The following is a 12,589-nucleotide window of genomic DNA, read 5'->3' on the forward strand; positions in this document are numbered from 1 at the left end:
AGACGGTAGTCTCGGGAGCGATGGAAAATCTGGGCGGCACCGTACTGACAGCGGCTGGAGCCTTTGCTGCGACAAACCTCGATGACGTCCTGGTTTTGTCGGTTCTTTTCCTGTCGGCCAGGACGCGGAGCGTACCTGGATACTGGAGAATCTGGGTAGGCCAGTACATCGGCATCGGAATACTGACGGTCGTGGCGGCTGCAGCAGCCTGGGCACTCACTCCTGTCCCGGTGGAGTGGGTAGGTCTTTTCGGCTTGGTTCCGCTTGTTTTGGGCTGCTACGCCCTGTTCCAGGTTGCCCGCCCGTCCGGAGATCCACCGAAGCCACGGTCACTGACGCTGCCCGTGGTTGTCGCCGTGACGGTAGCCAATGGTGGAGACAACATTTCCGTGTACATACCGCTATTTCGCTCGCTGGGGCCCGCTGCTACGGTCACGACAGGACTGACTTTCGCGGTGATGGTGGCGGTGTGGTGTGCCGCCGGCTATTGGCTGACGGCACACCCGAAGGTCGGTGCCCTCTGCCGCCGGGCCGGGAACTGGGTCATCCCAGTGGTGTACATCGCTCTAGGATGCACCATCATTGTCCGCTCCGGAGTCATTGCTTTGCTGTTCCAGGGATAATCGGCAAGCCTTGGCAAAGGACGGCGCGGCTCTCCGGCTTCCTGGGATGCCGGGAAGCTGCATTACACGCAGGATTCTCCCATTCCGAAGTGATATGACTGCGGGTGGGCTTCAACCGGAGGTGCGCAGGAGGATTGACAGGGTATGTACCGAAGTTGGTTTGTTGTGGGCGCATTGCTGCTGCTTTTCGGGGCGGCGGCAGTGTTGGGTTTCGGAGCCATCTTCCGGGCCAAAGCTGTCGGTGCCCGGATTGAGGCGGCCGCCGCAGGGGTGTTGGCCGCGATCATGGTGGCGGTAGGGCTTGGATGGGCGCCGCTTGCCGCCGTGCCGTTGGGGGTTGCGATTGGCGTTGTCTTCCTTTCGTTCGCTGTGAGAATTGCGTACCAAGGGAAAGGGTCCGGCGAGACCGGGCGATTGTCGGCGATCTATGGCGCACTGGTGACGGCCCTTTCAGGCTGGGTGCTGCTTTCCGCGGCGAGTGGAACCGGATCCGCGTCGGATCATCCAGGACACGAACTGGGCACCATTCTTGTTGACATCATGGGCGCACTGCTCATGGCCTTCGCGGCCACAGGGTGGCTTTTAGGTACGTTCGCGATGCCTGCCGAGAGTAAATCGCACGCTGTGCCTCGATTGAAAGGGGTCCGCGAGGCGCTGATGGCTGCTGGACTCGCCGTCGCGTTCTACGCCATCTCCTAGGCTGGCGTCAGGATCCCCAACTGGCATTCTTTTGGGCGGGAGTGGCCTCCAGTTGCACCACCTGGTCGAACCGGCCCTCTTTGAGCGCTTTCGAGACGGCCTTGAGTAGCTCAGCTCTGGACAAGGTGCCGTCTGACTTGGCCAACGGAACGTCCCAGCGGTGGCTTTAGAATGGAGCCATGATCGATATTTCGGTCGAGAAGGTGGTCCTTCTCTTGATCATTGCGGCTTTGGTCCTCGGCCCGACGAAACTTCCAGAGTATGCAAGGAAGCTGGGGCGGCTCATTCGCGAACTGCGGCGGATGGCCTCTGGCGCGCAGGAAAAGATCCGCCAGGAGCTCGGCCCCGAATTTGAGGACATTGATTGGCGCAAAATGGATCCACGCCAATATGATCCCCGACGCATCATCCGCGAGGCCCTCTTGGAGGAAGATCCGGTTCCGGAGCCAGTCACCCCAGTCCAAGCGCAGCCTCCTGCCCGGCCGGTCGTACGGTTGGCCGCCGGGCAAAAGGCCCCTTTCGACGACGAATCCACCTGATCCGTCAGTCGAGGCGCGGTGTGCGCGGGGGAACGGTGCGGCGCTCGCCTGTTGCTTCGAAGGCTGCGGCCAAGGCTAGGAGTGCGGTGTCGTCGTAGGCGCGTCCGGCGAAGGTGAGTCCCACGGGCATGCCGGTATCCGGCATGGTGCCCATCGGCACGGTGACGGTGGGGATGCCCAGGTGCCGGGGGACGAGGTTGCCGTTGGCGACCCAGACGCCGTTGCGCCAACCGAGTTCGGCCGAGGCTTCGTTGGTGTCCATGTCGGCTGGTCCGACGTCGGCGGCGGCGGGGAAGACGACCGCATCCAGACGGAGACCATCCATCCATTCCTCGAGGTCAAGCCGGCGGGTCTGTTCGAGTCCCCGGAGGCCTTCTTCGAGGTGCGGGATGTCGGTGACGGAAGCAACCCCGTGCGCGCGGATGTGCGCCGGGTAGTCGGCGATGTCGTCGTCGAACCCGTCATAGCGGTCCGGGAGCGAACCTTCCTGATGCGGGAAGATCGCGGTGCCGTCGACGTCGGCCAGGCTGCTGAGTGCCGGATCCCCGTTTGCCGCGAGGAAGTCATCCCATGCCCACGCGGAGAGGTCCACGATCTCCCGTTTCAGGTATTCGGGGCTCACGAGTCCGCGGGTGGCGATGGTGGGTGCACCGGGGCGGTCGCCTTCATAGTTTGAAACCACAGGTAAGTCCACCAACACCACGTCGGCACCTGCGGACTCAAGATCCCGCCGAGCAGCTTCCCAGAGTTCGATCACGGAAGCACGGGTCTGGATTGGTTGGCCCGTGGGTCCGCCGATGCCAGGCTTTTCGCTAGTGCCGGCGGCGGGGTCTGCATTGATGTACATGGCCGGCACCCCCAAGCGTTTGCCTTTTAAAGCCGAGCGCGCGGCGTCGACGTCGAATGGCGCCAGTGCCGGGTAGGAGGCCGGGCGGACCCGGGACGCGGCCGGAATCTCCACCCAGGGCTGCGCGCGCCAGAAGTCGCCGCGGGTTTCGGCGTCGTCGGAAACGATCACATCGAGCAGTTCCAGGAGGTCAGCCATGGACCGGGTGTGAGGCACTACCACGTCCATGGTGGGGACCAACGGCCAGTTGCCGCGCACGGAAATGATCCCGCGCGAGGGCGTGTACGCGCACAGGGCATTGTTCGACGCCGGCGCGCGGCCGCTGGACCAGGTCTCCTCGCCGAGCCCGAAGGCTCCGAAGCTTGCCGCGGTGGCGGTTCCGGAGCCGTTGGAGGAACCGGAGCCGAAGGCCGCAGTGAGGTAGTCGGCGTTGTAAGGGCTTTCGGCGCGTCCGTACACGCCGCGTTGCATGCCGCCGTTGGCCATGGGCGGCATGTTGGTCAGGCCAATGAGCACGGCCCCGGCGGCGCGGAGGCGTTCGATGGTGAAGGCGTCCCGTTGAGCGGTGAGGTGTTCGAAGGCAGGGGAGCCGGCGGCAGCCGTAAGTCCCTTGGCCAAGTAACTGTCCTTGGCGGTGTACGGAATCCCGTCAAGAGGCCCGAGGGCGGTGCCGTTTGCCCGGCGCTCGTCGGAGGCCCGGGCATCTGCGAGCGCTTCGGGGTTCATCACAACAAGTGCGTTCAACTTGATGCCGTTGCGGTCGTAGGCGTCGATGCGGTCCAGGTAGGCCTGGGTGAGTTCCTCGCTGGTGGCTTCGCCGGTCTCCAGTGCTGTCCGCAACTGCGCAATGGAGGCCTCGACGACGTCGAAGCGGCTCATCGTGCAGCCTGCCTGTTGAGTTTGGGCTGCTGTTGCGTGATGCAGTGGATGCCTCCGCCGCGGGCGAGGATTGGCCGGGCGTCCACCGTGACGACGCGACGGCCCGGATAGGCCTCCGCCAGGATCTCCGCGGCCAAGGCGTCGGCCCGCTCTTCGCCATAGCCGCACGCAATAACGCCGCCATTGACCACGAGGTGGTTGACGTAGCTCCAGTCGACGAAGCCTTCTGCGTCGCGCAGGGTCTGGGGCGCTGGCAGCGGAATGATCTCGAAGGGCTTGCCCGTGGAATCCTCCTGGGTTTCGAAGAACCGCTGCAGAGTGCGGCTGACCTCGAAATCGGGGTGCTCGGGGTTGGTCTGGGAGTGGAGCAAGACCCGGCCGGGGGAGGGAAGGGTGGCCACCATGTCGATGTGGCCACGCGTGCCGAGGTCCTCGTAGTCACGGGTGAGGCCCCGCGGCACCCATACGGTGTGTGTGGTGCCGAGTGTGCGTGACAGCTCCGCCTCGACCCGGGCTTTGTCGGCGTAAGGGTTCCGGTGTGGATCCAACTGGACGGTTTCGGTGACGAGCACGGTGCCTTCACCGTCGACATGGATGGCGCCGCCTTCGTTGACCAGCAACGAGCCAACCAGCTCGGCGCCGGCCTTTTCGGCGACAAAGCGTGCCATCCCGGCGCTCTTTTGCCACTCGGACCACGCCGGTGCCCCCCAGCCATTGAAGATCCAATCCACCGCGCCGAGTACGCCGGGACGTTCGTCGTCGACGACGAAGGTGGGTCCGACGTCGCGCATCCAGAATTCGTCGAGCGGTGCCTCAAGCTGTTCGATCCCGGAGCCGAGCATGCGATTGGCCCGGTTCCGTTCGGTAGGGTCGACCACCATGGTGATGGGCTCGAATTCAGACACTGCGTGCGCGACGGCGGTCCAGGCGGCGTAGGCCTCTTCCGCCGACGCCGGGCCGTCGCCTAATGTCAGGCCGGTGCGGGGGAACGCCATCCAGGTGCGCTCGTGCTGTGCGGTTTCGGCTGGCATTCTCCAGGCCATGGACGACTCCTCCGTGGTTTGAGGTTGGTAGCCACAAGGGCCAGGGCGTCCTTGCCTTGGCGTGTGGCTGAGTATTTGGATTCCTTATTGATCGCGTGATCAATAAGATGAAAACCTACTTTAGACTGTTGTGTGATGTCAAGCACCATACAGAAACGCGCTGCGCGGAAGACGCCGGCCGAACGCGCGGCCGAAATAGTCGAGGCTGCAAAGGAAATAGCGCTTGAACAGGGGCTTTCCGCCATTACGCTGCGCAACGTGGCAGCGCGGGTCGGGGTGGCCTCCGGCCTCGTTGCGCATTACCAGCCCAACGTTGACGCCCTCGTTGCGGGCATCTTTGCGACCATTGTGGCGGCTGAGACCGAGGAGGTTTCGGGCCTTCTGGATCGGCTGCCGACCCCCTTGGAACGGCTCGGGATGCTCCTCGAGACGCTCATGGATGGCAGTCGCCTGGACGTCACTGCCATCTGGGTGGAGGCGTGGACCCTGGGGCGTCGGAACGAGGCGCTCGCGGCCTGCGTTCGTGAGCAGATGGATGCTTGGCAAGAGGTGGTGCAACGTGTCGTCGAAGCCGGGATCGCGGCTGGCGAGTTCGACACTTTCGACGCTCCATCCGTTGCTTGGCAGATCCTGGGCATGGTGGACGGCCTGAATGCCCAGGCATTGGTGCGTTGGGATGGCGTCAGTGACCGCGGTACGCACCTTGCACGCGCTGTGGAAGGCATGGTCGGCGCGGCCCGCGGCTCACTGCTCCCGGGCCAGGCTGGATAGCTCTCCGCGCGAGCTACGAGGCTTAGTTGGCGGGGCGCACTGCTCGTCCCGCCGCCGCGATCACCAGCTTCTCCGGGAGTAGCTTGACGGCCACCCGGGCAATGAAGGAGTTGAGCCGGCCATCCACTACGCTCGGCTTGTTCGCGCGGATCGCGGACAGGGCAGTGTCCACTACTTGGCCCGGAGTCCGCATGGATCCAGCGGCTGCCGCCTCGCCGGCGATTTCGAAGAAGGGCGTGTCCGTAGCGCCCGGGCAAACCGCAAGGACTTTCACGCCTGTGCCTTGTGTTTCGGCCCAGAGTGCCTGGGTGAAAGAGAGCACGAACGCCTTTGTCGCGCCGTAAACGGCCATGTGGGGTATTGGCTGGAAGGCGGCTGTACTCGCGATATTGATGACGGCACCAGTGCCGCGCTCCACCATGCCGGGCAGGTATCGCGTCGTCGTTCCGACCAAAGTGGAGCAGTTCAGCTGGATCTGTTCGCTGAAGCGGTCGGCGTCGGCATGGAGAACTTGTCCGTGCGTCCCAAAGCCTGCGTTGTTGACCAAGATGTCCACTGTGAGTCCAAGGGCTTCGGTAGCGAGATGGAGTTCCTTCGCAGAGTCCGGGAGGCTCAGGTCCATCGCCAGGACGGTCACTTCGGTGCCGTGTTCGCGAAGTTCGCGCGCAAGCTCGTCAAGCTTGTCCTCGCTGCGGGCAACCAATATCAGGCGTGCGCCCTCGGCGGCCAGCCTTCGGGCAAAGACTGAACCGATGCCTGTAGACGCTCCAGTGATAAGGGCTGTTTTGGCTGAGATGTTCATTTTCTACTCCTAATAAACTGACTGTGCGGTTTGTTTTTTGGTTATATAGGGTTTTTGGCTGTTGGGTCTGATGCCTTGCTAGCTGGAAATGAACTGCCGTTCGAGGAGTTGCAAGAGAAGCTCGGCACGTCGCTCGAAGGCGTCGAGATCTCGGGGATCGAGGGCGTCGGTGACAGACTTCAGTCCATCGAATGCGGCCACGACGACCGTTGCGGAGTCGTTGGGATCTCCTGGAAACGTCAAGACGCCACTTGCGCGCCCTCGTTGAAGGATGCCCGCTACGAGGTCCACCCATGCGGCGAGGGGAGAGGCGCCGCCGGGGTGCCCCTTCACGGAGGCCAGTTGATTGGCAAGGTGCACCACGCCCCACGCGGAAGAGTCGCTCAGGACGGTTCTGACCATGAACTCCCCGAGAGTGCGCAATTCCTCAGGTGGATTGTCCTTGCTGAGAATTTCCTCTTGGACGCGGCGTAGCCAACGTGTCTTTTGCTCGTCGACGACGGCCTGGGCCAAGAGCGCTTTCGAAGAGAAATGAAAGTAGATGGCTCCCTTCGTGAGCCCGACTTCGCGGATGATGTCGTCCATCCGGGTCTGCTCGAAACCCTTTCGCGCAAAGACATCAGCGGCAACCCTAAGGATCTCGCTGCGCGTGGCCGCGCCCTTGGGTGTGCTGCCGGTGTCGCCAATCTCCATAGAACGAAACTACAAACCGACTGGTAGGTATGTCAACTGGGTGGTGCGATGGCCGGGAGCATGAAGCGCCACATGTCGTCAATCCGCTTGAGAACGTCACGTCGTTCGGTCAATACGTTGGACACCATTTGGACGCCTGTGAAGGACGCAACCAGGTACCGGGCGAAGTCTGCGGCATCAATATCGGGCCGCACGTCACCCTCGTGTTGAGCCTGGCGGGTCAGTATCTCCATGGTGGCGACCCAGTCCTGGTAGGGGCCTTTCACATCTGCGTTGAAGGCCGAGGCTTCGAACGTCAGCCGGATGCCGGCCCGCACAACTGGCTCATCGAGCAACTGCTGGCCGAATGTTCTGCACATGGAGATCATGGTTTCCAGCGCCGGCAACCCGGCCGCGGCAATCTTCTCTCCCGCGACACGCACAATGCTGTGCTGTTCGGCGATGACAGCCAGCGCCAGGTCTTCCTTCGACTTGAAATGGAAATACAACGCGCCTTTGGTAACGGCGGCCCGCGCCGTGACGTCGCTGAGGCTCGCATTCCCGTATCCGACCTCTTCAAAGATCGACGCTGCCCCCTCAATCACCGCTGTTCGGGTGGCTTTGGCACGTTGTTGCATGATCAGCCTTGAGACCTCTCCGGTTTCTACATCCGGGATTCTTGAGTACGCGAATCCGACTGAGCCCGGGGACCGGTGAGGTCAACCGGATCCGGAGGGGCACACGTAGGGGCGCTCTCACGAAAACCCGACGTGGGGCTCCGAAACCATAACGCTACCATTGTGACCGCCGATATTTCGGTCCCGGGGAGCCTGATCCCATTCCTGGCCGGCACAGAGTTCGCAGCGCCCTTGTTGAATTTTCTGCTTCCCATCAAGTCTCCGCGATGCCCTGCCCACCGTAAACCGGTTGAACGGTTTGTTTAATGACCATCCTGACTCTACACTTCAAAGCGGTGGCTCGTTGTGTTTACGGCAACCAGCTGAAGGGCAGTAATGGGGGGAGGTGCGGCCGAGTAATCGACCGCACCTCAGCTGTCCGCAGCGGGCGGCGTTCGATTTCCTATCTCACATCCTTGTGGTTTAGTATTGACGAGTTGCTCCGGCGGGGATGGAAATTCCCGGCAAGCAAAGTTTGGGGCTGTGGCGCAGCTGGTAGCGCACCTGCATGGCATGCAGGGGGTCAGGGGTTCGAGTCCCCTCAGCTCCACAACATTCGACGTATTCGGACCATCGAGTAAGTCTGCAGCACGGAAAGGGAATCACCCGAACGGGTGGTTCCCTTTTTTGCGTCCAGTCCATCATTCCCGGACGAGCGCCGCTGCCGCCGCCGGCACGGGGAGGACGACGGCGCTTGCCCGCCTCGTGAGTGTCAGTGCCACGGCGCCGATCGCCGCGCCGGGCACAGTGAAGGCGAGGCATCCGGGATCCCGGTCGCCGACGAACTCTGCCCGTGTGCTCCTGCCGATGTCCCGGGCTAAGGATCCGGGGCCCCGGCAGGAGGTGTTGTAAAAGGAGGCCGGGCTGCTACTCGCGCTTGACCCCAAATTCTGCTGCGCTGACAAATTCGATGGCCGAGAACGACTCGTCGCCTACGACCCAGGCGTTGTGTCCTGGCGGGATGGTGTAGGAATCTCCTTTGGAAATGCTGATCTTCTTTCCGTCCTCCGTCTCGACTTCAAGGGAGCCAGCAACGCAGTACCCCACGTGGTTGAGCTGGCAGGAATCGGTTTGGGCCACCGGCTTGATGCAATCCGCCCACGTCCAGCCCGGCTCGAAGGTGAGGCGGCCGATGGTGTAGTCACCGACAGTGACGTTTTCCACCAAGGTTTTGTCCGGACGGCGGGTTTCATCGGGGGAATTGTGCGACTTTACTTGAAGCTGCGTAACGAGGTTGACAGTCATAGTCTGCTCACAAGGGGAGTGGGAGCCTGATTTTCCAGGTCCGCAACGTGGCTCGCCCTCCGCAGCGGACCCTGCTGTGTCTGAGCTGCTTGCGGCGCGTGCCGTGTCCTTCAGCAGCGGGCAGACGGTCGGTTACTTGCAATGTCTACCATCCTCCGCCGCCCCCGTGTTGTCGAGACTTTCAGCGGGGGATAGATTGCTGGAGGCCGCCGGACCTTTCCAGCAAGCCGAGAAGCGAAAGAAGGCTCGAGTTCAGCGTGACCCCAACGGACCCTAACGACCCTCGTGCAGCGGACCTTGATGCATTATTTGGCGGTCTGCGCCGGTTCCCCGACGTCGAGGCCGAGAACCTGCAGGCGCACGACGCCACCGATCACCTTCTCCTCAAGACTGCGGCAGGGTACGTGCGTAGCCCGAAGACCCGCGTTGCGGTGATCGGCGACCGCTACGGAGCTCTGACCCTGGGCGCTTTGGCGGCCCTCGGCGTCGAGCACATCCGTGTGACTCAAGACCTTTATGTGAGCAGGCTCGCACTCCAACGGAACGCTGAGGCGTCAGGGTTGTCTGGCCGCTTCGAACAGTTCGAGTTGGGAGCCGGGCTGCTCGACGGCGCCGAACTGGTGATCATGCAGTTACCAAAAGCGCTCGCCGAACTGGAGGAGATCGCCGACGCCGTAGCGCGCTTTGCAGCGCCGGGCGCAGTCCTGCTGGCCGGTGGACGCGTCAAGCACATGTCCGTGGGCATGAACGCCGTCCTGGATCGCAGCTTTGGGTTCGTACAGCCACAGCTCGCGCAGCGGAAGTCGCGGGTCCTGCTTGCCAGCAGCCCCAAGCGCCCGGCAGGTGCGCCGCCCTTCCCGGTCTCGGAACTGAACACCGAGCTGGGAATGACGGTGTGTGCCCACGGTGCTGCGTTCTCGGGTACGAAGCTGGACATCGGCACCCGATTCCTTTTGGGCTTCCTGGACAGGATTCCCGATGCGCGCCACGCGGTGGACCTCGGCTGCGGGACAGGAATCCTCGCCACGATGTACGCACGTAACCGGCCTAATGCCCGCGTTACTGCGACAGACCAATCAGCCGCAGCCGTCGCGTCCACGCGGGCCACCGTGGCGGCCAATGGGGTGGGAGACCGAGTCACCGTAGTTCAGGACGACGCCATGTCCGCCTTCGAACCAGGAAGCACAGACCTCATCTTGCTCAACCCTCCGTTCCACCTAGGTGCCAGCGTCCATGCCGGCGCGGCCATGAAGATGTTTGAGGCCGCAGCGCGGGTCCTGGCTTCCGACGGTGAACTCTGGACTGTCTACAACAGCCACTTGCAGTACCGCCCGGGGCTGGAACGCCTGATTGGTCCCACCACTGAAATAGGCAGGAACCCGAAATTCACCGTGACACGCAGCATCAAACGTTGAGGGTCAGTGCGGCTCAGACAGCAACTGGTCCAGCGCGAAGTGCCCGATCCCCGACATCTGAGGGTTGTCATCCGAAAAACTGAGCATGGCCGTCGCGAACAAGACGGCCCAGCCTCGGGCCCGATTCCACGTGCCCGCATCAACTGCGGGCCCGAAGGCCGCCATGAAACGGCGCCGCGCACCGGCGTCGAACATCAACCAGGCGACGGCGAGATCAACCGCCGGGTCGCCAGCCCCGAGGTCCCCGAAGTCGAGGACAGCCGCGAGCCGCCCGTCAGGGCGCAGGAGGACGTTCGCGGGGTGAAGATCTCCGTGCAGCCACAGGCTGGGCCCGTCCCACGGCGGTACCAGACGGGCTTCGGACCAGAGCTCCCGCAAGCGCGGGGCTTCCGGATAACGGCCGGAATCAGTGAGCCGGTCCTGTACCGCGCCTGACCTCGTCCCGAGGGGAACCCCGCGGAAGGGGTTGACTGGGGCGTCCGGTGCTGCGGGCACGTGTATGGCGATGAGGAACGCGGCCATGTCCTCGGCCGCCGAATTCCGGGATGCCTGGGGCACAAGCGCCGCGGAGACTCCTTCCAGCCAAGGGGTCACGCTCCAGTGCCATGGATAATTGGCGGATGGACGTCCTGAATGGACAGGACGGGGGAGGGGAACGGGCGAACGCCGGGCATACACCGGGAGGTACTGCTGTTCATGGAGTACCAACAGTGCTGCCGCCTCCCGTCGTGGCAAGCGAACGGCCCAGTCCTTGCCGAGACGGTAGATGACGTTGTCCCAACCGTTGGCCACCAGCTCCAACGGAAGGTGAGAGAAAGCGGGCAATTGCTCCTCGAGCAAGCTCCGCACGAGTCCCGCGGTGATGTCCAGCTCGGCCTGCGGCATGAATGCCATGTCCCGGGGCTCCTGTCTGCAATATCCGCGTCCGTTCCACCTGACAAGCGTGTGGGCATACCGGGACACGCACACGTGCCGTACGATGCAAATGCAACAGCATTATTCGAATGATTTTAGGGGAATCCGTGACTGAGATCCGCCAGCCGACTCCGAGGCGCGGAACCAATCTGCCCCGTATGGGGGACTTCAACCTGACCGTCATTCTCGACGCAATCAGGCGCTCATCGGGCGGACTGAGTCGAGTGGAACTGGCCCAGATCGTTGGACTTTCGCCGCAGACAATCTCGAACATCTCCCGCCGCCTGCTGGATCAACGGCTCATTGTCGAGGCAGGCAAGGAAGGCAGCGGTCCGGGCAAACCGCGCACCATCTTGCGACTGAACCCCGCCGGAATGTATGCGCTGGGCGTCCACCTTGATCCTGCAGTCATTACATCCGTGGTCCTGGACCTGGTGGGCGACGTTGTGAAGCATTCCCGGATTCCCACTCCTGCCGGGGGCAATCCGCAGCGCGTCATCGCCGCCATCGCCGAGGAAATCAAGGCGCTGATCGAAGACTCCGGTGTTGATCAGGGAAAGATCGCGGGACTTGGTGTCGCGGCGCCGGGACCCATAGACCTCGATGAAGGCACCGTGGTGGACCCTCCCCTGATGGTGGGGTGGGACCGGGTGCACTTGAGGGACGCCCTCGCTGAAGCCACCGGACTGGAGACCCTCGTTGATAAGGACGTGACCAGTGCGGCCGTCGCCGAAACGTGGGCGGGCGGACCAAGCGGGACGGGTAGCTTCATTTTCATGTACATGGGTACCGGCATCGGCTGCGGGATCGTCCTCAATGACGAAGTGGTCCGCGGAACCTCAGGCAACGCAGGCGAAATCGGCCACATCATTGTCGACCCGGACGGTCCTCCATGCGATTGCGGTCTGCGTGGGTGCGTCAAGTCCTCCTGCATCCCGCAGGTCCTCGTGGCCGAGGCCGAAGACCAGGGTGTCCTGAACGGTGGCCGTAAGGGTACGGAGGGGCCGGAAGTTCAGGAAGGCTTTGCCAGGCTCTGCGATGCCGCGGATTCCGGCGACGAACGCGCCATCGCGATTATCGACAAGTCCGCGGTGCTGGTTGCCCGGGCCGTCGCGGTGGTGACCAACACCCTCGACGTCGAACGCGTCGTCTTCGGGGGCCCCTTCTGGGGCCGCATGTCCGAGCGATATCTGGATCTAATTCCTCCCCTGCTTGCCGCCAACAGCGCCGCGAACAGTATTCACGGCATTGAAGTCGTCGGGACGGGGGTGGGCGAAGACGTCGGGGCCATCGGGGCGGCCTGCCTGGTACTGGAACACACCCTTGCGCCGCGCGCCCAGCGGCTCCTGTTGGAAGGCTGAACCCCCTCACGGCCCTGCGTCGCAGGACCGTGTTTATTAATATCGGCAACAGGCTGGGCCAGCTGAAGTGTGGGGGCTGCAGCCGCTTAAAAAGATCGGAG

At 63.2% G+C, this 12,589-nt stretch carries 13 protein-coding genes and 1 tRNA gene; 7 read left to right on the forward strand and 7 right to left on the reverse strand.

Going from position 1 to position 12,589, the window contains the following annotated elements:
• Positions 1-20: 20 nt before the first annotated feature.
• The 3 genes from AC3ANQ_RS10150 to AC3ANQ_RS10160 all read left to right on the forward strand — a co-directional run bounded on the left by AC3ANQ_RS10150 (position 21) and on the right by AC3ANQ_RS10160 (position 1,861).
• A complete protein-coding gene (locus AC3ANQ_RS10150; protein ID WP_488304940.1) occupies positions 21-623 on the forward strand; it encodes a cadmium resistance transporter in 603 nt (200 codons plus the stop codon).
• Positions 624-767: 144 nt separating this feature from the next.
• Complete coding sequence (locus AC3ANQ_RS10155; RefSeq protein WP_488304941.1) at positions 768-1,322, forward strand: hypothetical protein; 555 nt, start codon at positions 768-770, stop codon at positions 1,320-1,322.
• Between the two features lie 179 nt (positions 1,323-1,501).
• Positions 1,502-1,861, forward strand: a complete 360-nt coding sequence (locus AC3ANQ_RS10160) for a sec-independent translocase (protein WP_488304942.1) — start codon at positions 1,502-1,504, stop codon at positions 1,859-1,861.
• Positions 1,862-1,865: 4 nt separating this feature from the next.
• Here the strand turns inward: AC3ANQ_RS10160 and AC3ANQ_RS10165 are convergent, their stop codons facing one another.
• Complete coding sequence (locus tag AC3ANQ_RS10165) at positions 1,866-3,587, reverse strand: amidase (RefSeq protein WP_488304943.1); 1,722 nt, start codon at positions 3,585-3,587, stop codon at positions 1,866-1,868.
• Positions 3,584-4,630 (reverse strand): agmatine deiminase family protein, encoded by a 1,047-nt coding sequence (locus tag AC3ANQ_RS10170; RefSeq protein WP_488304944.1) that lies wholly within the window; start codon positions 4,628-4,630, stop codon positions 3,584-3,586. The genes AC3ANQ_RS10165 and AC3ANQ_RS10170 overlap by 4 nt, the downstream gene beginning before the upstream one ends.
• Positions 4,631-4,765: 135 nt before the next feature.
• Here AC3ANQ_RS10170 and AC3ANQ_RS10175 point away from each other — a divergent pair, with 135 nt between their 5' ends.
• Positions 4,766-5,401: a TetR/AcrR family transcriptional regulator gene (locus AC3ANQ_RS10175; protein WP_488304945.1), complete on the forward strand. Its 636-nt coding sequence runs from the start codon at positions 4,766-4,768 to the stop codon at positions 5,399-5,401.
• A 22-nt stretch (positions 5,402-5,423) separates the two neighbouring features.
• Here the strand turns inward: AC3ANQ_RS10175 and AC3ANQ_RS10180 are convergent, their stop codons facing one another.
• The 3 genes from AC3ANQ_RS10180 to AC3ANQ_RS10190 form a co-directional block, all read right to left on the reverse strand.
• The gene (locus tag AC3ANQ_RS10180) at positions 5,424-6,203 is read right to left on the reverse strand and encodes an SDR family NAD(P)-dependent oxidoreductase (protein ID WP_488304946.1); all 780 of its coding nucleotides are present in this window, start codon (positions 6,201-6,203) and stop codon (positions 5,424-5,426) included.
• A 78-nt stretch (positions 6,204-6,281) separates the two neighbouring features.
• The gene (locus AC3ANQ_RS10185) at positions 6,282-6,896 is read right to left on the reverse strand and encodes a TetR family transcriptional regulator (RefSeq protein ID WP_488304947.1); all 615 of its coding nucleotides are present in this window, start codon (positions 6,894-6,896) and stop codon (positions 6,282-6,284) included.
• Between the two features lie 32 nt (positions 6,897-6,928).
• Positions 6,929-7,513 (reverse strand): ScbR family autoregulator-binding transcription factor, encoded by a 585-nt coding sequence (locus AC3ANQ_RS10190; protein WP_488304948.1) that lies wholly within the window; start codon positions 7,511-7,513, stop codon positions 6,929-6,931.
• Positions 7,514-8,029: 516 nt separating this feature from the next.
• Here AC3ANQ_RS10190 and AC3ANQ_RS10195 point away from each other — a divergent pair.
• Positions 8,030-8,102 (forward strand) — tRNA-Ala (locus tag AC3ANQ_RS10195).
• A gap of 317 nt (positions 8,103-8,419) precedes the next feature.
• Here the strand turns inward: AC3ANQ_RS10195 and AC3ANQ_RS10200 are convergent.
• Positions 8,420-8,797, reverse strand: a complete 378-nt coding sequence (locus AC3ANQ_RS10200; RefSeq protein WP_488304949.1) for a cupin domain-containing protein — start codon at positions 8,795-8,797, stop codon at positions 8,420-8,422.
• A 257-nt stretch (positions 8,798-9,054) separates the two neighbouring features.
• Between AC3ANQ_RS10200 and AC3ANQ_RS10205 the strand changes: the two genes are divergently transcribed.
• Positions 9,055-10,212 carry a class I SAM-dependent methyltransferase gene (locus AC3ANQ_RS10205; RefSeq protein ID WP_488304950.1) on the forward strand — a complete coding sequence of 386 codons (1,158 nt, stop codon included), beginning with the start codon at positions 9,055-9,057 and terminating at the stop codon, positions 10,210-10,212.
• 3 nt (positions 10,213-10,215) lie between these two features.
• On the opposite strand, the gene AC3ANQ_RS10210 is transcribed toward AC3ANQ_RS10205, so the two are convergent.
• Positions 10,216-11,106 carry an aminoglycoside phosphotransferase family protein gene (locus AC3ANQ_RS10210; RefSeq protein WP_488304951.1) on the reverse strand — a complete coding sequence of 297 codons (891 nt, stop codon included), beginning with the start codon at positions 11,104-11,106 and terminating at the stop codon, positions 10,216-10,218.
• Between the two features lie 128 nt (positions 11,107-11,234).
• On the opposite strand from AC3ANQ_RS10210, the gene AC3ANQ_RS10215 reads away from it, so the two are divergent.
• Positions 11,235-12,488, forward strand: a complete 1,254-nt coding sequence (locus AC3ANQ_RS10215; RefSeq protein ID WP_488304952.1) for an ROK family protein — start codon at positions 11,235-11,237, stop codon at positions 12,486-12,488.
• Positions 12,489-12,589 lie beyond the last annotated feature (101 nt).

The organism is Arthrobacter sp. DMZ02-1R (assembly GCF_057747935.1).